The sequence below is a fragment of the Massilia sp. Root133 genome (assembly GCF_001426525.1).
Taxonomy (GTDB): domain Bacteria; phylum Pseudomonadota; class Gammaproteobacteria; order Burkholderiales; family Burkholderiaceae_D; genus Telluria; species Telluria orientalis.
In genome coordinates this window covers 232,048-253,045 of record NZ_LMEW01000031.1, presented here as the reverse complement: position 1 = coordinate 253,045, position 20,998 = coordinate 232,048, and the positions used below count along the sequence as shown (strand labels likewise).

Genomic DNA, 20,998 nt, shown 5'->3' with positions numbered 1-20,998 from the left:
CTCAGTGCGAGAGCTGCTGGATGCGGCGCTCCACGAACCCCTGCAATTCCTGCGACAACCCGCCGCCGGCGCGCGCCCGCTGGAACGCGTCGAGCGCCTCGCCGTTGCGTTTCTCGGCCTGCAGCGAGATGCCGAGGCCCATCCACCACACGCCGTTCGACGGCACCGCGCGCACGGCCTGGTGATACTGCTCGGCCGCCTCGCGGTGACGCTGCTGGCGTGCCAGCGCGGCCGCCAGGAAGGCGTGGTAGTCGGCGTCGTTGCCCGCGTACGGCAAGGTACGCATCAAGGTGTCGATGCCGTTGCCGCCGCGCTCGATCTGCAGGCGCGCGAGCAGCATCGCCATCGCGGGCTGGCGCGGGTCCAGCGTGAGGCCCAGCTGCAGCTGGCGCATCGCCTCGTCGTTGCGGTTCGCCTCGATCAGCAGGCCGACCAGGGTCTGGCGCGCCGCTTCGTGCGCCGGCTCGTATTTCAGCGCCTGCTCCAGCGCCGCGACGGTCTCGGTCATGCGGCCTTCCTGCAGGCTCGCCAGTGCGCGCCGGTATTCGCCTTCCGCGCGCTGGGCGCCCGTCTCCTGGCGGCCCTGGACGCCGCGTTTGCCCTTCGGCGCCGCGTCGTCGTGCGCGGCCGCGCGCGCGGCGGCCACCATCGCGGCGGACGTCGTCTTCGAGGACTTGCCCCGTGCGGCCAGCGCCTGCGCCATGGCGCGCCGCGCCGCGCGCGCTTCCGCGCTGTCCGGCTCCATCGGCGCCACGTCCTGCGCGCGCACGGACGCCGCCTGCGCCGCCTTCTCCGCCTTGCGCGCCGCGGCTTTCTCTTGCGCGAGGCGCTTGCGTTCCGCGCGCCGCTCCGCCCGCGTCATGTGCTTCGTCGGCGGCGCGTCTGCGGTCTTTTCCACGGCGGGCGGCGGCGCCGCCGGCGCGGCGGGCGCCTGCACGGTCACCACCGGAGAAGCCTGCACGGGGCCCGTGACCACCGGCGCCACCCGGACGGCAGCGGCGGGCGGCGGCGCAGCCGGTGCCGGCGCGCGGTGCGGTTGGGTCAAGGCCAGCCAGCAGACTGCGCTCGCGGCGAGCGAGCCGCCGACGGCGGCCGCGATCGCGCGCCGGTTCAGCCGGTACGGCTCGCGCGCGACCGGCTTCACCTGGCCCGGCAGCTCGCCGTCCTTGGGCGTGCCGCGCGCGTCCAGGTCTTGCAGCATCTTGTTAATCAGGCTCATTCCCGCTCCCCGTCAATGGCTCAACGCCCAGGCCAGGCCCGCGCCGGCGGCGGCCAGCGCGGCGGCCGAGGCGGCCCAGGGCCAAACGCGGCGCCTGCTCGTCGCGAGCGTGTCGCGCGCGGCCAGGTTCACGTGCGCGCGCGCGACCTGCTGGCGTCCCTGGCCGTAGCACAGCATCATGGCCTTGTGCGCGAGGATGTTGACGAGGCGCGGCACGCCGCCGCTGGCGCCGTACAGGCGGGCCACCGCAGCGCGCGAGAACAGGCGCGCCCCATCATACCCGGCCACGCGCAGGCGGTGCGCCACATAGTAATCGAGGTCGTCGCGGCTCAAGGGACCGAGATGATAGTGGAACGTGATGCGCTGGGCGAGCTGGCGGATCGATTGCAGCTCCAGCTTGCGGTTCAGCTCCGGCTGGCCGAACAGGACGATCTGCAGCAGCTTGCGCTTTTCCGTCTCCAGGTTCGTCAGCAGGCGCAGCGCCTCCAGCGTCTCGACGGGCATCGCCTGTGCCTCGTCGAGACACAGCAGCACGCGCTTGTCCTCGCCCGCCAGCTGCAGCAGCCGGTGCGTGATCGCTTTCAGGACCTGGTGCTGGTCGGCGTCCTTGTCGTAGCCGACTTCCAGCTCGTCCGCGAGCGCCAGCATCAGGGTGCGCGGTTCGAGGTACGGGTTCGGGATGTACGCGGTGACGAATTCCGGACCCAGTGTCGCCATGAACTTGCGGCACAACAGGGTCTTGCCGGTGCCGACTTCGCCCGTGATCTTGATGAAGCCCTCGCCGCCGCGCGCCGCGACGAGCAGCGTGTTCAGGGCTTCCTGCGAATGCGGGGCGCCGAAGAAGAAGCTGGTGTCCGGCGTGATCCCGAACGGCAGTTCGCGCAGGCCGAAGTGGGCCGTGTACATTCAGCGGCTCCCCCGGGTGCGCGGGTCGAGCTGCTCGATGCGGCGGCTCGTGTCGAGCAGGTCGTCGTTCCAGTTGTTGATGCCCTCGACGATGGTCGGCTTGATCAGCACGACCAGTTCGCGCTTCTGGTTCACGCGCTTCTTCGCGCCGAACAGCGCCGACAGCACGGGCACCTTGCCGGTTCCGGGCAGCTGCGAATCGTCCGCCGTCGACGACTGGCGCATCAAGCCGCCGATGGCGACGACCTGGCCGTTCTGGCCGCGCACGATGCTGTCCAGTTCCGACGTCGCCGATGCCGCGAGCGGCAGGTTCAGGCTGCCGGCCGTGCCCAGGTTGACGGACTTGTTGATCGTCGAGACCTGGCTCACGGACGGGTGCACGTGCAGCAGGATGTTGCCCTTCTCGTCGATCTGCGGCGTGACGTCGAGGACGACGCCGGAGAAGAACGGCTGCAGGGTGACGCTCGGCGACACGGTGTTGCCGGTCGTCGTGGAGTTCGTGGTCGTCTGCACGCCGGTGACGTAGAACTCGTCGGTACCGATCTTCAGCACGGCCTTCTGGTTGTTGACGGCCGCCACGCGGGGGCTCGACAGCACGTGCACGGTGCCCTGCGTCTCGAGGAACGAGATCAGCGCCGCGAAGTTCGCGGTCTGCACGGCCAGGCCGAACATCGAACCGGCCGCCCCCGCCGCGTTCGACAGCGAGAAGCCGCTGCTGGCCGACAGGCCGGTGCTCGGATCCGTGATCACGGCCGGCTGGCCGCCGCCGAACGGCAGCGGCGTGAGCGTGGCGCCCGGCGCGATCATGCCGCCCGAGACGCGGTTGTCGTGGCCGCTCTTGATCGACGCGAACGATGCCCAGTTGACGCCGCTCTGGTAGCTGTCGTTCAGCTCCACTTCGAGGATCTTCGCTTCCAGGATCACCTGGCGGTCGACGGCGAGCTGGGTGGCTTTCAGGTAGGCGTCGACGTTGCGCAGCTCGTCCGGCATCGCGCGGATCACGAGCACGCCCGACTGCGGGCTGACGACGACGCTGCGGCCGCCCTCCTTGGAACCCACGATGGCCTCGATGGCCAGTTTCAGGTCGCTCCAGAAATCGTTGGCGGACGTCGTGGCGACGTCCGTGCTGTCCATCTGCCCGCCGTTCTGGCCGTTCGGGTTGTTGCCGTTGTTGTTCTGGTTGTTGCCGTTCTGGTTCTGGCCCTGGTTGTTGCCGTTGTTGCCGTAGCCGTTGCCGTTCTGGTTGTTGACCGCGTTCGAGACCGACGTCGACGTCACGCGCGTGCTCGACATGCCTGAGCGCTTGCCGACCAGGTAGTTCACGTGGAACATCTTGGTCTGCATCGTCAGCGGCTTGATCGAGATGCGCGTGCCGTCGATCTTGTAGTCGTAGCCGTACATCTCGCGGATCGCGTCGAGCGTCTCCGGCAGGGTCACGTCCTTCAGGTTCGCCGTGATGGTGCCGGCGACGTCCGGATGCACGAGGATGTTGTAGCGCGTGCCCGCGACGATCGAGCGGAAGAACTGCTGCGCCGGCACGTTGTTGAAGGAGACGTTGAAACGCTCTTCCAGCGCGGGCCGCGCCTTCGGCAGTTGCGTCGCCAGCGCGGCGGCCGGCGGCAGCAGCGCGTCGGCGACGGCCGCGTCGACCGTCGGCGCGGCGGCCGGGCGCTTGTTCGCGCCGCTCGCCACCTCGCCCTTGATGTTGTCGTAGGTGGCCGAACTGGGCGTCGTCTGGCAGCCGGACAGTGCCAGCAGCGCGGCGGCGGCCGCCGCCATGGAACGCATCGGAATACGCTTGTCGTTCATCCTCATCCTCTGTCAGCGCCGCACGGTGACCGTGGCGGCGTGGTCGCCCTTGATGGCGCCTTCGGCTTCGGCGTACAGGCGCAGCACCTGGCGTTCGCCGCCGCGCGCCAGTTCCACCTCGTTCTCGCGGATGCGCACGACCTTCGCGCCGCGGAAGCTCTCGCCCTGGCGCACCGTCTCGCCGTCGATGACGGCCACGTGGCGCCCGCCCGCCGCGCGCCCGATCAGGATCGATTGCAGCTGCGGGCCGCTGCTCACGGCCTGCGGACCCAGCGCGACCGGCGTCGCCGCCGCGGGCGGTTTCGTCGGGTCCTGCAGCGGCTGCGCGTGGGCGCCGCCCGCCAGCAGCAGCGCCAGGAATGCGGCGCGCAGGGCCGGCTTCATCGTCGTCGGAATCACAGCTTCATCCATTTCGGGTCCAGGCTCAGGGTGTACAGCGTCAGGGTCAGGCGCACGTTCGGATACGCTTCCGCATCCAGCTGCGCCTTGCCCCAGAACAGCTGGGTGGGCAGCGTCTCCAGCGCCTGCATGTAGTCGACCATGTCCAGATAGCTGCCGCGCACCGTCAGTTCGACGCCGTGGCGGTACAGCAGGTCGGGCGATTTCACGACGGGCGGCGGCGCCGGTGCGGCCGGTGCCGGTGCCGGTGCCGATGCCGCCGCTGCCGGTGCCGGCGCCGCGCCGTCGGTCAGCGTCGACACGGGCAGCGTCTTCAGCGACACGAGCTTCAGGCGCCCGTTCGCGCGCAGGATCGCTTCCAGCAGCGGCGCGATGCGTTCCGGCGGCACGAGGCCTTTCTGCATCGTGCGCAGCTCGTCGCTCGTGCGCGCCGTCTCGGCCCGCAATTCGCCCAGGTGCTTGCGCAGCGCCTCGTTCGGATCGTTGCCGTAGGCGCGCGCCTTGCCTTCGATGTCGGCCGCGATGCCGCCGATGGTGATGGTCTGCTGCTGCAGGGTCGAGCGCAGCGCGGCTTCCTTGCGCGACATCGGCGCGAACACGAAGCTATTCGCGAGGAACACCAGCATGACGACGGCGGCGCCGAATGCCATGATGCGTTCGCGCGGCTGCAGCGCCTCCACGCGCGCCGTGAACTGGAGCCAGCGGCGCTTCATGGCTGGCCTCCGGTGCCCGGCGCCGGTGCCGCACCGGCGGCGGCCGACTGCAGGCTGAATTCGACGTACGGCGCCGGTGCATCGGACTCCTTGCCGTCGGCGCCGAGCACCTTGACGGTGGACGCCTGGCCGATCTGCATGCTGCCCACCGGCTTGCCCTGCAGGACGCGCTCATTGCGCAGGCGCGCGAGGTAGCCCGGCACGAGGGCCGGATCGAGCGCGCGCCCGCGCACGCCGATCTCCGTGCCGGCGCCCGTGATGGTCACGCCCGTCAGCCACAGGCCGTCGACACTTTGCCGCGCCAGCGCGCGAAAGTATTCCGCATAGCCTTCGGTATTGCCCAGGTCACCGCGCTGGATGACGTCGGCCACGCGCCGCAAGGCATCGTGCTCGGCCTGGGCCGCGGCCACCTCCGCTTCGAGGCGGCCGTCCTTCGTGCGCGGCGCGAATTCGGCGGTGGCGGCTTCCAGGCGTTTCTGCGCGGCCTGCACCTCCGCCTCGCCGCGCGCGACCCGCGCTTCCAGCTGCGCGATGCGCATTTTGGCGTACACGCCCGTGCCGACGACGAGCAGCACCAGCACGCCGAGCGCGCCGGCCATCGCATTGACGGAGAAGATCTTCTTCTGCGGCTGGAACGCGGGATTGAACAGGTTGATCTGCTGGCTCATGCCGCGCCCTCCTCGACGCGCAGCGCGGCGCCGATGGGCACGAAGAAGCGCTGCTGGCGGCCCGGATCGGCCAGGTCCGGCACGCGTCCGAGGTCGAGCACGTCGGCCAGGTCGAGCGTCTCGACCCGCGTGTACAGGTTGCTCGACAGGTAGTCTTCGAGGCCCGTGGCGCCGGTCGGCGCGAGCACGAGCTTGGCCACGCTGATGAACGAGAACTGGCGCTCGAAGTTGTCGAGGGAGCGCTGCAGCTCCAGCGTGATCTTGTCGAAGGCCTGGTGCTTGCGGTCGTGGTCGTCGTCGAGCAGCAGGGCCAGCGTGACGTCGATGCGGCGCGACAGATACAGCTCGCCGCGCCACGACACGGTCAACAGGCCGCCGTCCTCGCCGAACGACAGCAGCGCGATGCCGCGGCCGTCCTGCTCCAGCAGCGCGGACACGTTACGCTGGGCCATCTCGGGGATGTCGATCGCGCGCAGTTTCACCTTGGCCGCGTTGAACATCTTCTGGCGCGCGGACACGATGCTGTTGCGCGCCGCGATCGCGAACACGCTCTGCTGCGGGCGCACGACGGCGTTCGGGTCGAGCGGGACGTCGAGGACGTCGAACGTGGCGTCGTCGATGGGGAAATCGAGGATGTCCTTGAGGCGCCAGCGCATGGCGCTTTTCAGTTCCTCGCGCGGGACGTTCGGCGATTCGACCGACATGAACTGGTAATCGCCCCCGGCCAGCACTGTCGTGCAGCGGTAGCTCGCGCTGTGCATCTCCTTCGCGGCCTTGTCGAGGCTGTCCGCGGACGGGGCGCCGGGGAAGAAGACGGCATGCGTCACGGCCGGCTTCGCGCCATCGTCCGCGCCACGGCGCACGCTGGCCGCCGCGATCCCGTCGCGCTGCGGCACCATGGCCAGCCAGGCTGCATTGTTCTGTGCTTTACTGAAAAAACCCATGCGTGGCGATGGTTATCCGTGACTTGGTCGAGATAAGTGCGATAGAGGCTTGATTATATTCAAGCGGTAGGAAATTCCGATACCAAATTTTTACTCTGGGAGAATATATTTGGTTTTCCGTGTGGAACTACTAATGGGGTGTGGTCAATACGCAGCATTCGGCCTGTAAACGACAATCGGGACCGCGCATTGCGGTCCCGATTGATCCAGCGTAAAAACGCTTAGTTGCAATTTGCCGCCGTGCCGTTCACTTTGATCGACGGTGCGCCGCCCGCCGTCGTTGCCTCGGTGTACTGGACGTAGCAGTTCGCCTCATTGGTCGTGCCCGCAAGGCTCTGCGGTACGAGCTTGATCGACGCACCCGAAGCATTGGTACCCGTCGTAGCGGCCGTCGCGATGACCTTATAGTCGACGCCGTCCTTCATGCCGGCAGCCTCCGCGAGATTGCTGTCGGCCACCGGATAGCCGGTCGTGGTGTTGATGTTCATCGTCACGCCTTCGACCGTGAGTTGCTTGGTCGTGGTCACGTTCGGATCGACCATGAACTTGCCATGCGCCATTGCCGCGGTCGCGCTGAGTGCACCTTTCGCAGCATTCAGGCTGGCCACGCGGGCATCGCTGCCCAGGTTGGCAAACTTCGGCAGTGCCGTCGCAGCCAGGATGCCCAGAATAACGATCACGACGATCAATTCGATCAAGGTGAAGCCGCCCTGCGCATTGTTCTTGATACTTACTTTCATGCTCTCTCCGATTTAGGTGCGGCATTCCCGGCCGCGTGGGTTTTGATTAACGACCGCCTTGCACACCGATTTCATTCAATGCAAGACTCATCATTTGTTTCCCTGCGTCAGCAGGAGTTCGGGTTAATTCTACCTTGAACGTAGGCAATTTCGATTTGCCCGAAGCAAATCTTTCTCGTTCTGAGGTGAGATAGACAAGGGTTTTGTCGCGTGGGTCAAACACCCACCCGTTTCGTGCCACGCTACCCTGCTCGGATAGTGCGAATTCGCCAAGATAATCGGCCGGCGGCCGTGCCAGCAGGCGCATCGGATTCTGCCCGGCGAGCGCCGCGAGCGTACCGGGATGGCGGGCCGCCTCGACCTGCAGCGCCGTGCGCAGCGCGGCCACGGTCTGGCGCGCCGCCGCGTCCTCGGCCGCGCGGCGGTAGCCGTCCAGGCGGTGCAGCAGCACGGTCGACAGCGCCGCCGTGATGGCGGCGACGATCGCGAATTCGTACAGGGTGAACCCGCTGGCTGTCTTCACACGAATCATGGATGCCTCGTCAATGATGCAGGGCTGCCTTGCCCAGGTCCCAGATCGGCAGGAAGATGCCGAGCGCCAGCACGAGCACCATCGCACCGAGGAAGGTGATCAGGATCGGCTCGATCTGGCTGGACAGCGTCTTGAGCTCGTAATCGACCTCGCGCTCGTACATCTGCGCGATCTCGTCCATCAGGTCGTCGAGCGAGCCGGATTCCTCGCCCACGGCGATCATCTGCAGCACGATCGGCGTGAACACCTGGGCGTTGGTCGCCGTGCGCAGGATGCTTTCGCCCCGCTCGACGCCGTCGCGCATCTGGTCCAGGCGCATGGTCAGGTAGGCATTGTCGGCCGTCTGCGCGACGACCGAGAGGGCTTGCACGATCGGCACGCCGCTGCGGATCGACAGCGCGAAGCTGCGCGCGAAGCGGGCCATCGTGGCCTTGTGGATGATCTTGCCGGCGATGGGGAAGCGCAGCTTCCAGCGGTCCCACGCCAGGCGTCCGGACACGGTCCGCGTCCACGCCCGCACACCGAAGAAGGCCGCCAGGGCGGCGCCGAGCATCACGGGCCAGTACTCGACGGTGAAGCGCGACGTCGTGATCAGGATGCGCGTCATCAGCGGCAGCTCGGCGTGGAAGCTCTGGAAGACCTTTTCGAACTGAGGAATCACGAACACGTTCACGACGACCATCGCCGCGATCATCGCGATGATGACGAACGTGGGATAGCGCATCGCCGTCTTCACGCGGTCGCGCATGTCGCGGTCGAATTCCAGGTGGTCGAACAGGCGCAGGAAGACTTCTTCCAGGCGGCCCGTCATCTCGCCCACGCGCACCATCGACAGGTAGAACGGCGTGAAGCATTCCGTATGACGGCGCATCGCGGTCGACAGTTCGCGGCCCGCGTCCAGCGATTCGCGCAGGTCCTGGATCACGCGCGCGAAGCTTTTATTGGTCGCCGATTCCTGCAACCCGGCGAGGCCGCGCATGATCGGCACGCCGGATTTCAGCAGCGTGTAGATCTGGCGGCTGAACAGCTGCACGTCGATCGACGTGACCTTCTTGCGCGTCAGGCGTTCCCACAGGCTGTCGTTCGCGCCGGCGGCGTTGCCCGGCGTCGTCGCCTTGCGGGTGGTCGGGGTGATGTCGAGCGGCGTGACGCCAGTGCCGAACAACTGGTCGGCGATGGCGCTGCTGTCGGCGCCTTCCAGCACCCCCTGCATCAATTCGCCGCGCGCGTTGCGGCCCTTGTAGGCAAAGAACGGCATGAATGTCTATCAGTCTTCCATCTGGTTGCTGATCCGCATGGCTTCCGCCACCGTCGTGCGGCCCTGGATCGCGAGGCGCACGCCGCTGCGGCGCAGCGTCTCGCCGCGCATCTCGGCATGCGCCACCTTCAGAAAGTGCGACGGGTCCGGGTGGTTGGCGGCTTCGTTGACGACGCGCGTCATCTCCAGCAGTTCGTACACGCCCGTGCGGCCGCGGTAGCCCGTGCCGTTGCAGTGCGAGCAGCCGCGCCCGTGGAAGAACGGCACCGTTTCGGCGCGGTCGCCCAGTTCGGCGCGCAGCCAGGCGCGTTCCGGCGCCGGCAGCTGGTACGGCTCGGAGCAGCTTTCGCAGATCACGCGCACCAGACGCTGCGCCAGCACGGCCTGCAGCGAGCCGCTCACCATGTAGCGCGGCACGCCCATGTCCATCAGGCGCAGCGGCGTGGAGGCGGCATCGTTCGTGTGCAAGGTCGACAGCACGAGGTGGCCCGTCATGGCGGCTCGCAGGCCGATCTGCGCCGTCTCCTGGTCGCGCATCTCGCCGACGAGCACGATGTCCGGGTCCTGGCGCAGCGCGGAACGCAGTACGCGCGCGAAATTCAGCTCGATCTTGTCGTTGACCTGCACCTGGTTGATGCCGGACAGCCGGTATTCGATCGGGTCCTCGACCGTGATGAGCTTTTTCTCGACGGAGTTCAGCTCGGCCAGGGCGCTGTACAGCGTGGTCGTCTTGCCGGAACCCGTCGGCCCCGTCACGAGCACGAGGCCGTTCGGCCGCTGGACGATGGCGCGGAAGCGTTCCACCAGCGCGGCCGGCATGCCGATCGCATCCAGGCGCAAGTTCATGCCCACCTGGCTCAGCAGACGCATGACGACGGATTCGCCGTACTGCGTGGGCATCGTCGAGATACGGACGTCGATGCGCTGGCCGCGCACCTTGACGGCGAAGCGGCCATCCTGCGGCAGGCGTTTTTCCGAGATGTCCAGGTCCGCCATCAGCTTCAGGCGCAGCGCCAGCGGCGTCGCGATCTTGATGTCGGCTTCCGTCTGCAGGTGCAGCACGCCGTCGATGCGGAAGCGGATCTGCAGGCGGCCGTCCTGCGGCTCGATGTGGATGTCGGACGCGCGCACCTGGGCCGCGTCGTCGAACACCGACTGCAGCAGTTTCACCACCGGCGCTTCTTCGAGGCCGGAGTTGGCGGACAGCGCGTTGAAGTCGACCGAGGTCGTGTCGCCCAGGTCCTGCTCGAGCTCGCGCGCCAGGCCCGTGATCTCGCCCGTGCGGCGGTAGATGCGGTCGATGGCCTGCAGCACTTCCGTCTCGTTGACGACGGCCAGCTCGACGCCCTTCTTGAGCAGGCGCGCGATCTCGTCGTAGGCAAACAGGTCGGTCGGGTCGGAGACGCCGACGAGCATCGTCTCGCCGCGGTCTTCCAGCACGAGCGCGCGGAAGCGGCGCGCCTGCGTTTCCGGCAGCAGGCGCACGACGTCCTGGTTGATGTTGTAGAACTTGAGGTTGAGGTAAGGGATGCCCAGCTGGCGCGCCAGGGCGCCCGAGATCTGCTCCTCCGTGACGAAACCGCTCTCGACGAACACGCGGCCGAGCTTGCGGCCCGTGCGCTTCTGGTCGGCAAGCGCCTGGTTCAGCTGGTCTTCCGACAACAGCTTTTGTTGCACCAGGATTTCGCCAAGTCGGACTTTTTCGGGCCGGGCCATACCACCTCTTCGATCAATGTAGGACTAGTCCTTCATTGTATTCCAGAGGAACGAAAAATTAACGTGGAGAATGACTTTACGTAAGGCAAAACGTATCGTCCGCGCGACTCCGTGTCACTCCTGCATGCCACACAAGAAACAAATGTTGCCAAGATTCGGGGTCAGGTCCACTTTTTCCCCGACGCGCGGCGTTAAATCTTCGATAAAACAGACACTTGCGGCTGCGGCACCTGCCCAAAATGTGCTCCGACCCCGAATTTACATGAGGTGGCTGCTGGGCTACCATGCTCGCAAGGCGCCTGGGCTGCGCATTATCCGCGGAGCTTGCTGTGCAGCTGTTACAACGTCGTTCTCTCCCTTCCATACGCGCCAAGCTCGTGACGCTCGTGCTGGCGTGCGCCTTGCCGATCCTGATCGGCTACATCGTGTTCGCCAGGGACGCCGACCAGCGCGAACGGGTCCACGTCGCCGAGGATGCGGAGATGATCGCGCGCGCGCTGGCCGCGGCCGTCGACCGCGACCTGGCCAACGGCGAAACGGCGGCGCGCACCCTGGCCAACCAGGCGAATCTCGCCAGAGGCGACCTGGCCGCGTTCTACACGGCGGCGCGCCGGCTGCTGCGCCCCGAATTCCCCGCCTATGCGGTTGCGGTCAGCGCGCCGGACGGCAAAGTCCTCCTCGACACGCGCCACGCCCTCGGCAGCACGCTCCCGCCCCGCGGCAACGAGGCCGACATCCGCGCCGTCTTCGCCAGCGGCGACGCTGTCACGTCCGGCCTGCACCGGGGCGACGCCACGCAGCCCTGGGTGATCTCGATCAGCGTGCCGGTCTGGCGCGAGGGCAAGGTCGCGTATGCGGTGACGGTCGAACTGCGCCCGCGCCGCCTCCAGGAACTGCTCGCGAACCAGAACCTGCCGGCGCGCTGGAGCGCGATCGTGTTCGACAACAACCGCAGGCTGGTCGCCTACCGCGGCCACACGCCGCACGGGATCGGCGACAGGATGCACCCGGAGCTGATCAAGGCGGTGGCCAAGAGCCCGGTCGGCATCGTCGAGCTGACGGCGCACGGTCCGCAGGCCATGTATTCCGCGTATGCGCGCACGCTCGGCCACGACTGGGCCGTGGCGATCGGCTTTCCGCGCCACGCCGCGCGCGAGATCCTCGGGCCCGATCCCGCCACGACGCTCGCGTGGATCGCCGTCATGCTGGCCGTCAGCCTGGGCCTGGCCTGGCGCATCGGCGATTCGATCGCGCGCTCGGTGCGCGCCCTGACCGAGCCGGCGGCGGCCCTCGGCCGTGGCGAGGCGCTCGTGATCCCGCCGCTGGCGATCCGCGAGGCGGCGACCGTCGCGCGCGCGCTCGGCAAGGTCGAAGGCGAACTGCAACAATACCGCGCCGGCCTGGAGTCGCTCGTGGCCGAGCGCACCGACGAACTGCAGCGTTCCTCCGCCATGCTGGCGACCGTGTACGCGACGGCGCCGGTAGGCCTCGCGTTCCTCGACCGCAGCCTGAAGGTCGTGATGATCAACGACTACCTGGCGGCCGTGAACGCGCTCCCCGCCAGCGCCCACATCGGCCACACCCTGCCCGACCTGCTGGGCGAACGGGGCATCCACATCGAACGGCCCTACCGCCACGTGCTGACGACGGGGCGACCGCTGATCGACGTCGAGGACAGCGGAGAATCGCCCGCGGAGCCGGGCATCATGCGCCACTGGATCTGCAGCTACTACCCGGTGTACGGGCGGGATCGGGACCTGGTCGGCATCAACGCGGTCGTCCTCGACATCACGGAGCGCAAGCGCCAGGAACAGCGCAACCGCGACAACGAGGTGATGTTCCGCGCGCTGTTCGAGGGCTCAGGCGACGCCCACGTGCTGATCGCCTACGGGGCCGGCTTCATCAGCGCCAACCAGGCGGCGATCGACCTGTTCGGCTGCGCGGGCGCGGACGAATTCCTCGCGATGGCGCCGGCCAGCAGCTCGCCCGACTTCCAGCCGAATGGCCGCCGCTCGGACGAGCTGTGGCACGAGGCGATGCGGCGCACGCTCGACACGGGCGGCAACCGCTTCGAGTGGATCTACCGCCGCCGCGACGGCTCGCTGTTCCACGCCGACGTCCTGCTGAACAGCGTCGACATCGGCGGCCGCGGCATCGTGCAGGGCACCATCCGCGACATCACCGCGCGCGTGGAAACGGCCGCCGCGCTGCGCGCCGCCAGCCGCCGGCTGGAAGAGAGCGAGCGCATGATCCGCACCGTGACGGACCACCTGCCCGCGCTCGTCGGCTACTGGGACGCGGACATGCGCTGCCGCTTCGCCAACAAGCCTTATCTCGACTGGCTGGAGCGCGACGCCGCCGACGTGATCGGGCACACGCTGGTCGAACTCATCGACGAAGACCAGGTCCGCGAAGTGATGCCGCACCTGGAGGGCGTGCTGCGCGGCGAGCGCCAGTTCTTCGAGCGCAGGCTGCACCGCAAGGGCTCCGGCAAGGTGATCCAGGCGTGGGGCAGCTACATCCCCGACTTCGACGCCGACGGGCGCGTGCAAGGCTTCTACATGCTGCACGCGGACATCACGGAACTGAAACGCACCCAGTCGCGCCTGGAGGAAGCGTTGCACGCGGCCGAAGCGGCCAGCAGCGCCAAGGGCGAGTTCCTCGCCAACATGAGCCACGAGATCCGCACGCCGATGAATGCCATCATCGGCCTCGCGCGCCTGCTCGAGGAGGCCGACCTGGGCCGGCGCGAACGGGGCTACGTTGCGCGCATGCAGATGGCCGCGCGATCGCTGCTGTCGATGCTGAACGACGTCCTCGATTATTCGAAGGTGGAAGCGGGCCAGCTCGTGCTCGAACAGACGCCGTTCGCGCTCGACGACGTCCTCGCCAGCATCGCCGCGATGTCCGCCACGAGCGCGTGGAACAAGGGCATCGAACCCGTGTTCGCGGTCCACCCGGACGTGCCGGCGCGCCTCGTGGGCGACCCGATGCGCCTCGGCCAGGTGCTGCTCAACCTCGTCAGCAATGCGATCAAGTTCACGGAACGTGGAGAAGTCGTGCTCACCATCGAACCGGCCGGTCCGGACGCGCTGGCGTTCACCGTGCGCGACACCGGCATCGGCATCCCGCCCGAACAGCAGCAGCGCATGTTCGAGGCCTTCTCGCAGGCCGACACGTCCACGAGCCGCAAGTACGGCGGCACGGGCCTGGGCCTCGCCATCAGCCGCCGCCTCGTGCGCCTGATGGGCGGCGACCTGCGCGTGGACAGCGTGCCCGAGCGGGGCGCCACGTTCCGCTTCACGGCGCCGTTCGGCATCGCCGGCGATGCCGCGCCCGCACAACCCGAAACGGCGCCGCTGCGCGTCCTCGTCGCCGACGACAACGCGAGCAGCCGCGCCGCGCTGGCCGCCCTGCTCGCGGGCCGCGGCTGGCACGTCGAGACGGCCGCCAGCGGCGCGGACACGCTCGCGCTGCTGCGCGCCGCCGGGCCGTTCGACGTCGCGTTCATCGACAGCGTGCTGGGCGACCTGGACGGCGCGTCCGTGATCGCCTTCGCGCGCGCCGACCAGGCGATTTCCCTGCCCCGCTGCGCGCTGCTCGCGGCCGACCCGGAACGGGAACGCCTCGACGCCGTGGCGGCCGACCTGCGCATCGACGCCGTGCTCGCGAAACCGTTCACGCCGGGCGCGGTGGCCGACGCGCTGGCGGAACTGCACAGCGGCGCGCCCGCGCCGGCGAGCGGACGCCCGACGCCGCTGGGCGGGCGCCTGGCCGGCATGCGCGTGCTCGTCGTCGAGGACAACCTGCTCAACCAGGAAGTGGCGAACTACGTGCTCGTGCACGCGGGCGCCAGCGTCGATTTCGCCGCCAACGGCCGCAGCGCCGTCAGCATGCTCGCCGAACATTCGGCCAACTGCAGCGCGCACTACGACGCGGTGTTGATGGACTTGCAGATGCCCGTGATGGACGGCTTCGAGGCGACCCACGCGATCCGCGCCATGGGGCTCGACCGGCTGCCGATCATCGCGATGACGGCCAACGCGCTGGACGAGGACCGCCGCCGCGCGCTGGCCGCGGGCATGAACGATTACCTCGCCAAGCCGATCGACGTGGACGAACTGGTGAACATGCTGGTCCGCGTCACGGGCCGGCCGGCGGCGTCCCCGTCCGAAGCGGCGCAGACGGCGCTCGCCGCCGGGCTGGCCGTGCCCGCTTACCTGCCCGGCATCGACCTCAAGGCGACGCTGCCCCGCTTCGGCGGCAATTTCGCCAGCTTCGCCGCGTTGTTCAGGCGCTTCGAGAGCTCGCAGGGCGGCGCCGTGGCCGACATCCGCGCCCTGCTCGACGCCGGCGACCGCGCCGGGGCGGGCCAGGCCGCGCACCGCCTGCGCGGCGTGGCCGCCAACCTGGGCGCGACGGACGTGGCGAGCCAGGCGCTGGAGCTGGAACAGGCGCTGCGCAGCGAGGACGAGGCGGCGCTCGCGCTGCGCCTCGCCCGTCTCGACGCCGCGCTGTCCATCGTGCTGGAGGCGGCACGCGACCTCCCCGCACCGGAGGCCAAGCCCGCGCCGGCCGCGGCGCCGGAAGATAGCGCTATCCTGCAGCGCGAGTTGGCGCAGCTCCTCGATTTGCTCCACAATAACAACATGAAGGCGATCGCGCAGTTCGAGACGCTGCGCCCCGCCCTCGCCCGCCTCGAACCATGCCAGGTGGCGCCGCTGGCGGATGCCGTGGCGACCCTGCGCTTCGAAGAGGCGGCGCGACTGGTGCGGACGCTACTGGATACGAAGGAGGATGCATGAGCTGGACCGACATGGCCGTCAACGGCCGCGTCCTGGTGGTCGACGATGCGATGGAGAATATCCAGATCCTGCACGGCGCCCTGCAGGACGAGCACGAGGTGTTGTTCGCGATGGACGGTCCACGCGCGCTCGAGATCGCCCGTACCCAGCAGCCCGACCTGATCCTGCTCGACGCCGTCATGCCCGGCATGGACGGGTATGCCGTCTGCAAGGAATTGCTGGCGGCACCCGAGACGAGCGACATCCCCGTGATCTTCGTGACGGCGCTGAAGTCGCCCGAGGACGAGACGCGCGCCCTGGGCGCCGGCGCGGCCGACTTCATCAGCAAGCCGGTGAACGCCGCCGTCGTGCGCGCCCGCGTGCGCACGCAGCTGACCGTCAAGCGCCAGCGCGACGCCCTGCGCGCGCTGATCCTCACGGACGCCCTGACCGGCGTCGCGAACCGCCGCGCCTTCGACGAGCGCCTCGACGCCGAATGGCGCCGCTGCGGCCGCGCGGGCCTGCCGGTGGCGCTGATCCTCGTCGACATCGACCACTTCAAACTGTACAACGACCACTACGGCCACCAGGCCGGCGATGCGACGCTCGTGCAGTTCGCGACCGCGATGCGGCGCGCCGCCGCGCGCACGCAGGACCTCGTGGCGCGCTACGGCGGCGAGGAATTCGCGATCCTGCTGCCGCAGCTGGACGGCCGTGGCGCCACCGGCGTGGCGCACCGCCTGATGACGGAGCTGGAGCAGATGGCGATCCCGCACGCCGCATCGCCCACGGCCTCCCGCCTGACTGCCAGCATGGGCATCGCCTGCATGGTGCCGGGCGAACACAGCATCCCGGCCGACCTGATCCAGGTGGCCGACGCCCTGCTGTACCAGGCCAAGGCCGAGGGCCGCAACCGCTACAAGCTGGGCGGCGCCGACTGCGCCGCCTAGCCTGTCACGCGTAGCGCCGCACGAGGAATTCGGCCACGCACACGGGCTTCGTGCCGCCCTCGCGCTCGACCGTGACGTCGAGTGTGAGCTGGCTCGATCCATGTTCATCCTCCAATGCCGCCAGCACGATCGCCGCGCGCACGCGGCTGCCGGCCGGCACCGGCGCGGGAAACCGCACCTTGTTCAAGCCATAGTTGACGACGAGCTTCGCATCGACCATGACGAGGACGTCGGCAAGCATCGACGGCAGCAACGACAGGGTGAGGAAGCCGTGCGCCACGGTCCCGCCGAACGGCGATTCGCGCGCCGCGCGTTCGGGATCGATGTGGATCCACTGGTGGTCGTCGGTGGCGTCGGCGAACGTCGCGATGCGGTCCTGGCCGATCTCGAACCAGCGCGACCGGCCCAGCTCCGTGCCGACGAGGCCCCGCAGCGCGTCCAGCCCCGTCACTTCGTGCAGGGCGCTAGCCATGGCGTGCCTCCCCGCCGGGCCGGCGCCCGAACATGCCCATGCCCTCGACCGTGCACACGGTCTCGCCATGCTGGTTGAGCGCGACCCACGTCGACCAGACGATGCCGCGGTCGGGCTTCGACGTGGACGCCTTCACCCGCGTGGTCCGGTAGTGCACGTTCAACGTGTCGCCCGCGCGCACGGGCGCGAGCCAGCGCACGCCGTCCAGGCCGGGCGAGCCCATGCTGGCCGACCGGTTCATCAGCCCGTCGACGACCATGCGCATCATCATGCTGCACGTGTGCCAGCCGCTGGCGATCACGCCGCCGAAGATCGACGCCTCGGCCGCGCCGCGATCAAGGTGGAACGGCTGCGGATCGAACTCCCGCGCGAACGCGACGATCTCGTCTTCCGTGACGGTGCGCGTGCCCAGGTCGATGTCCTGGCCGGGTTCGAAATCCTCGAAATACCAGTACTCTTTCATGCCGCCTCCTCGTCATCGTAAAAGCCCGGCTGCGCGATGAAGCGGGCCAGGTGATGGTCGCAATCGCCCAGCGTCAGCTCGATCGTCGACAGGCGCTTGAAATAATGCGACGCCGGCAACTCGTCCGTTACGCCCATCCCGCCGTGCAACTGGATCGCCTGCTGGCCCACGAAGCGGGCGGCCTGGCCCACGCGGTACTTGGCCGCCGCGACCGCGCGGCGGCGCTCGGCGACGATGCCCGTGCAAGCATCTTCGGCCTGGTGCCCGGCGGCCTTCTGCTCGGCGGCCAGGCGCACGGCGGCCAGCAGCGCCATCGAACGGGCCTGCTCCAGATGCACGTACATGTCGGCCATGCGGTGCTGCAAGGCCTGGAACTTACCGATCGGCACGCCGAACTGCTGGCGCGTCTTGAGGTAGTCGAGCGTCGCGCCGAACAGCGCATCCATCGCACCCAACGCTTCCGCGCACAGCAGGCCGGCGCCATGGTCGGCCGCCGCTTCCAGGATAGTCCAGCCTTCGTCCACGGTGCCGATCACGGCATCGGCACCGACTGTCACGTCGCGCAGCAGTACGTCGGCCGCACGCTGGCCGTCCAGCATGCGCACGTCGCGCATGACCACGCCCGCCGCGTCCGCCGGCACCGCGAACAGCGTGATGCCGTCCTCGTCGCGCTGCGCGCCGGCCGTCCTGGCCGACACGATCAGCAAGCCGGCCTGCGCGCCATGCAACACGACCTTCTTTTCGCCGTTCAGGCGCCAGCCAGCACCGTCCGGGGTGGCGCGCATGGCGATATCGCGCAGGTCGTGGCGCGACTGGCGCTCGCCCAGCGCACAAGCCAGTTTCAGGTCGCCCGCCGCCACGCGTTCGAGCAGCGCTTCATGCGCACGCCCGCGACGGAGGAACTCGGCGCCGAACATCGTTGCGAAATACGGTTCGACAACGAGGCCGCGGCCGAGTTCCTGCATCACGACGAACATGTCGACGGCATCGCCATCGAAGCCGCCCTGCGCTTCCGGCAGCGGCAGCGCCGTCAGGCCGAGCTCGGCGAGCGTGGCCCAGGCGGCCTCCGACACGCCGGCCGGCGACCCGACGATGGCGCGGCGCGCCTCGAACGTGTAGTCGCGTGCGATCCAGCGCTTGAGCGCATCCGCCAGCTGCAGCTGCTCTTCCTTGAAGTTGAAGTCCATGTCTTTCCTCACAGGCCCAGGATCATCTGGGAGATGATGTTGCGTTGGATCTCGTTCGAGCCGCCGTAGATCGACGTCTTGCGGAAATTGAAGTAATGCGGCAGCAGCGGCGCGGCGAAGTCGTCGTCGATCGCGCTATGCGCCTGCTCGCCTTCCAGGTAGGCCGGGTCGAACGGCAGCGCCAGCGGGCCGGCCGCCTCGACCATCAGTTCCGACAGCCGCTGCTGGATCTCGGTGCCGCGCACCTTCAGCACGGACGCTTCCGGTCCCGGCGCCTTGTCGGCTTGCGCCAGCACGCGCAGCACCGTCATCTCGAGGGCCATCAGCTCGATCTCGAGGTCCGCCACTTTTGCCGCGAACAGCGGATCGCGCAGCAGCGGCGCGCCGTTCTTCTGCTCGCGCCGGGCGAGCGCCTTGAGCCGGGCCAGCTCGCGCTTGGACCGGCCCACGGCCGCGATCCCCGTGCGCTCGTGACCCAGCAGATATTTCGCATACGTCCAGCCGCGGTTTTCCTGGCCGACGAGGTTCGCCACGGGCACGCGCACGTTGTCGAAGAAGACTTCGTTCACCTCGTGGTCCTCGTCGAGCATGATGATGGGGCGCACGGTGACGCCCGGCGCATGCATGTCGATCAGCAGGAACGAGATGCCCTCCTGCTTGCGCACGGCCGGGTCGGTGCGCACGAGGCAGAAGATCATGTCGGCGTGCTGGGCCAGCGTCGTCCACGTCTTCTGGCCGTTGACGATGTAGTGATCCCCGTCGCGCACCGCCGTCGTCTTCAGCGACGCGAGGTCGGACCCGGCGCCCGGCTCGGAATAGCCCTGGCACCACCAGTCCTCGCACGCCAGGATGCGCGGCAGGTAGTACGCTTTCTGTTCCTCGCTGCCGAAGGCCATGATGACGGGCGCGACCATGTTCACGCCGAACGGCAGCACAGGCGGCGTACCGGCGCGGGCGCATTCTTCCTCGAAGATGTGGCGCTGCACGGGCGTCCATCCCGGGCCGCCGTACTCGCGCGGCCAGCCGGGCGCGGCCCAGCCCTGGCGCGCGAGGATGCGGTGCCAGCGCACGTAGTCGTCCTTGTGCAGGCGCAGGTGGTTGGCCACCTTGTGGCGCAGGTCGGCCGGCAGCTCGGCCTCGAGGAAGGCACGCACCTGGTCGCGGAAGGTCAGGTCGTCGCCGGTATAGGTCAGGTCCATGTTGTCTCCTTTGTTATGCCGGCCAAAAAAGCACGACCGTTCAAAAGATTGTACCCGAAATCATCCGGCGAGAAACGCGGCGTACAAATGCAAACGCCCCCGCGCGGGCGGGGGCGTTCGTGCTGCCGCGTGCGGTGTCGATCAGCGCTTGCGGCGACGGACGATGCCCATCGCGCCCAGCATGCCCGCCATCATCAGGGCGATCGACGACGGTTCCGGCACGGCCGCCGCGGGCGCGGCCGGCAGGCCCACGCCGACATCGTCACTGATGCCGCCGATGCCGCCACCGTTGCCGGCATTGCCGCCGGCATGGCCGTTCTGCGCCGGGATCGGCAGTTGGACGATGGCGCCGCCCTCCTGGCCGCCGGCCGCCGGCGTGATCACCGTCGCACCGTTCCCGTTGTTGTAATTGCCGGACGGGGCGCCGTCGACGCCGTTGCCCGCATTCGTCGAGCCGCCGCCCTTGGTGGAACCACCGCCAGCCACCGCCGTGCCCCCGCCGGACGCGCCGCCACCATTCGATGCGCTGCCGCCGCCGGACGCGCCGCCCCCGATCGCGCCGTTGCCGAAGCCGCCGCCGAAGCCGCCACCGTTGCCCACCGTCACGCTGCCCGATTGGCCGACCGTGACGACCTTGCCGTCGCTGGTGGACACCACCGCCATGCCGTTACCCAGCATCGCCGCCAGCCTGGCGTTGCTCGTGCTCAGCAGATAGGTGCCTTCGATGCCCTGCGAATACGTCAGTTTGACCGGCGCACCGCTCTGGCCGACGTTGGCGCTGGCCTTCTGGTACAGGGTTTCGGCCAGGTTGCCGCTGCCGTAGGCGGCGCCGCCGACCAGGCTCGTGCCGTTCGCCAGCACGCCCGAACTGACCACGTCCGCGCCGTTCCCGCCGGTCCATCCGGACAGGAAGCCCGATTGGTTCCCCGAGACCACTTCTGCCTGGGCTCCGCATGCGGTCCCGACCAGCAGAGCCGCCGCGATGAGGTAACGAGTTGTCATATTGCACTCCTTGCTCAGTTCATAAAGTTATTGTTAA

At 68.6% G+C, this 20,998-nt stretch carries 18 protein-coding genes; 2 read left to right on the top strand and 16 right to left on the bottom strand.

From position 1 onward, the window contains the following. Position 1 precedes the first annotated feature (1 nt). The 11 genes from ASD28_RS19190 to ASD28_RS19140 form a co-directional block, all read right to left on the bottom strand. Positions 2-1,219, bottom strand: a complete 1,218-nt coding sequence (locus ASD28_RS19190; protein ID WP_056131661.1) for a tetratricopeptide repeat protein — start codon at positions 1,217-1,219, stop codon at positions 2-4. A gap of 12 nt (positions 1,220-1,231) precedes the next feature. Further along, on the bottom strand, positions 1,232-2,125 hold the full coding sequence (locus ASD28_RS19185) for an ExeA family protein (protein WP_056131659.1): 894 nt from the start codon (positions 2,123-2,125) through the stop codon (positions 1,232-1,234). After that, positions 2,126-3,934 carry a pilus (MSHA type) biogenesis protein MshL gene (mshL, locus tag ASD28_RS19180; protein ID WP_229412124.1) on the bottom strand — a complete coding sequence of 603 codons (1,809 nt, stop codon included), beginning with the start codon at positions 3,932-3,934 and terminating at the stop codon, positions 2,126-2,128. It abuts the gene before it with no gap. A 12-nt stretch (positions 3,935-3,946) separates the two neighbouring features. Continuing rightward, positions 3,947-4,345, bottom strand: coding sequence for a hypothetical protein (locus ASD28_RS19175; RefSeq protein ID WP_229412125.1), 399 nt, complete (start codon positions 4,343-4,345; stop codon positions 3,947-3,949). Next, positions 4,330-5,046 carry a hypothetical protein gene (locus ASD28_RS19170; protein WP_056131656.1) on the bottom strand — a complete coding sequence of 239 codons (717 nt, stop codon included), beginning with the start codon at positions 5,044-5,046 and terminating at the stop codon, positions 4,330-4,332. Before ASD28_RS19170 ends, ASD28_RS19175 begins: the two co-directional genes overlap by 16 nt. Next, positions 5,043-5,714: a PilN domain-containing protein gene (locus tag ASD28_RS19165; RefSeq protein ID WP_056131653.1), complete on the bottom strand. Its 672-nt coding sequence runs from the start codon at positions 5,712-5,714 to the stop codon at positions 5,043-5,045. The genes ASD28_RS19170 and ASD28_RS19165 overlap by 4 nt, the downstream gene beginning before the upstream one ends. Continuing rightward, positions 5,711-6,658, bottom strand: coding sequence for a type IV pilus biogenesis protein PilM (pilM, locus tag ASD28_RS19160; RefSeq protein ID WP_056131650.1), 948 nt, complete (start codon positions 6,656-6,658; stop codon positions 5,711-5,713). Before pilM ends, ASD28_RS19165 begins: the two co-directional genes overlap by 4 nt. Positions 6,659-6,879: 221 nt before the next feature. Then, a complete protein-coding gene (locus tag ASD28_RS33110) occupies positions 6,880-7,398 on the bottom strand; it encodes a type II secretion system protein (RefSeq protein WP_056131647.1) in 519 nt (172 codons plus the stop codon). A 46-nt stretch (positions 7,399-7,444) separates the two neighbouring features. Beyond that, positions 7,445-7,930, bottom strand: a complete 486-nt coding sequence (locus tag ASD28_RS19150; protein ID WP_056131644.1) for a hypothetical protein — start codon at positions 7,928-7,930, stop codon at positions 7,445-7,447. Positions 7,931-7,940: 10 nt separating this feature from the next. After that, positions 7,941-9,188, bottom strand: coding sequence for a type II secretion system F family protein (locus ASD28_RS19145; protein ID WP_056131643.1), 1,248 nt, complete (start codon positions 9,186-9,188; stop codon positions 7,941-7,943). 9 nt (positions 9,189-9,197) lie between these two features. Continuing rightward, positions 9,198-10,904, bottom strand: coding sequence for a GspE/PulE family protein (locus ASD28_RS19140; protein ID WP_056131640.1), 1,707 nt, complete (start codon positions 10,902-10,904; stop codon positions 9,198-9,200). A 329-nt stretch (positions 10,905-11,233) separates the two neighbouring features. Here ASD28_RS19140 and ASD28_RS19135 point away from each other — a divergent pair, with 329 nt between their 5' ends. Both ASD28_RS19135 and ASD28_RS19130 read left to right on the top strand, forming a co-directional pair. Then, a complete protein-coding gene (locus ASD28_RS19135; RefSeq protein ID WP_229412126.1) occupies positions 11,234-15,709 on the top strand; it encodes a PAS domain-containing protein in 4,476 nt (1,491 codons plus the stop codon). After that, positions 15,706-16,638 (top strand): diguanylate cyclase domain-containing protein, encoded by a 933-nt coding sequence (locus tag ASD28_RS19130; RefSeq protein WP_056131635.1) that lies wholly within the window; start codon positions 15,706-15,708, stop codon positions 16,636-16,638. The genes ASD28_RS19135 and ASD28_RS19130 overlap by 4 nt, the downstream gene beginning before the upstream one ends. A gap of 4 nt (positions 16,639-16,642) precedes the next feature. On the opposite strand, the gene ASD28_RS19125 is transcribed toward ASD28_RS19130, so the two are convergent. The 5 genes from ASD28_RS19125 to ASD28_RS31950 form a co-directional block, all read right to left on the bottom strand. Further along, positions 16,643-17,110, bottom strand: a complete 468-nt coding sequence (locus tag ASD28_RS19125; protein ID WP_056131632.1) for a MaoC family dehydratase — start codon at positions 17,108-17,110, stop codon at positions 16,643-16,645. Then, complete coding sequence (locus ASD28_RS19120; RefSeq protein WP_056131630.1) at positions 17,103-17,573, bottom strand: MaoC family dehydratase; 471 nt, start codon at positions 17,571-17,573, stop codon at positions 17,103-17,105. The genes ASD28_RS19125 and ASD28_RS19120 overlap by 8 nt, the downstream gene beginning before the upstream one ends. Continuing rightward, complete coding sequence (locus ASD28_RS19115) at positions 17,570-18,760, bottom strand: acyl-CoA dehydrogenase family protein (RefSeq protein ID WP_056131626.1); 1,191 nt, start codon at positions 18,758-18,760, stop codon at positions 17,570-17,572. The genes ASD28_RS19120 and ASD28_RS19115 overlap by 4 nt, the downstream gene beginning before the upstream one ends. An 8-nt stretch (positions 18,761-18,768) precedes the next feature. Next, the gene (locus ASD28_RS19110) at positions 18,769-19,959 is read right to left on the bottom strand and encodes an acyl-CoA dehydrogenase family protein (protein ID WP_056131622.1); all 1,191 of its coding nucleotides are present in this window, start codon (positions 19,957-19,959) and stop codon (positions 18,769-18,771) included. Between the two features lie 141 nt (positions 19,960-20,100). Further along, positions 20,101-20,961 carry a PEP-CTERM sorting domain-containing protein gene (locus ASD28_RS31950; protein ID WP_156403790.1) on the bottom strand — a complete coding sequence of 287 codons (861 nt, stop codon included), beginning with the start codon at positions 20,959-20,961 and terminating at the stop codon, positions 20,101-20,103. Positions 20,962-20,998: the final 37 nt, after the last annotated feature.

Coding starts and splice junctions, on each gene's coding strand:
- ASD28_RS19190 (WP_056131661.1), bottom strand. CDS start 1,219: ATGAGCCTGATTAACAAGATGCTGCAAGACCTGGACGCGCGCGGCACG.
- ASD28_RS19185 (WP_056131659.1), bottom strand. CDS start 2,125: ATGTACACGGCCCACTTCGGCCTGCGCGAACTGCCGTTCGGGATCACG.
- mshL (WP_229412124.1), bottom strand. CDS start 3,934: ATGAACGACAAGCGTATTCCGATGCGTTCCATGGCGGCGGCCGCCGCC.
- ASD28_RS19175 (WP_229412125.1), bottom strand. CDS start 4,345: ATGGATGAAGCTGTGATTCCGACGACGATGAAGCCGGCCCTGCGCGCC.
- ASD28_RS19170 (WP_056131656.1), bottom strand. CDS start 5,046: ATGAAGCGCCGCTGGCTCCAGTTCACGGCGCGCGTGGAGGCGCTGCAG.
- ASD28_RS19165 (WP_056131653.1), bottom strand. CDS start 5,714: ATGAGCCAGCAGATCAACCTGTTCAATCCCGCGTTCCAGCCGCAGAAG.
- pilM (WP_056131650.1), bottom strand. CDS start 6,658: ATGGGTTTTTTCAGTAAAGCACAGAACAATGCAGCCTGGCTGGCCATG.
- ASD28_RS33110 (WP_056131647.1), bottom strand. CDS start 7,398: ATGAAAGTAAGTATCAAGAACAATGCGCAGGGCGGCTTCACCTTGATC.
- ASD28_RS19150 (WP_056131644.1), bottom strand. CDS start 7,930: ATGATTCGTGTGAAGACAGCCAGCGGGTTCACCCTGTACGAATTCGCG.
- ASD28_RS19145 (WP_056131643.1), bottom strand. CDS start 9,188: ATGCCGTTCTTTGCCTACAAGGGCCGCAACGCGCGCGGCGAATTGATG.
- ASD28_RS19140 (WP_056131640.1), bottom strand. CDS start 10,904: ATGGCCCGGCCCGAAAAAGTCCGACTTGGCGAAATCCTGGTGCAACAA.
- ASD28_RS19130 (WP_056131635.1), top strand. CDS start 15,706: ATGAGCTGGACCGACATGGCCGTCAACGGCCGCGTCCTGGTGGTCGAC.
- ASD28_RS19125 (WP_056131632.1), bottom strand. CDS start 17,110: ATGGCTAGCGCCCTGCACGAAGTGACGGGGCTGGACGCGCTGCGGGGC.
- ASD28_RS19120 (WP_056131630.1), bottom strand. CDS start 17,573: ATGAAAGAGTACTGGTATTTCGAGGATTTCGAACCCGGCCAGGACATC.
- ASD28_RS19115 (WP_056131626.1), bottom strand. CDS start 18,760: ATGGACTTCAACTTCAAGGAAGAGCAGCTGCAGCTGGCGGATGCGCTC.
- ASD28_RS19110 (WP_056131622.1), bottom strand. CDS start 19,959: ATGGACCTGACCTATACCGGCGACGACCTGACCTTCCGCGACCAGGTG.
- ASD28_RS31950 (WP_156403790.1), bottom strand. CDS start 20,961: ATGACAACTCGTTACCTCATCGCGGCGGCTCTGCTGGTCGGGACCGCA.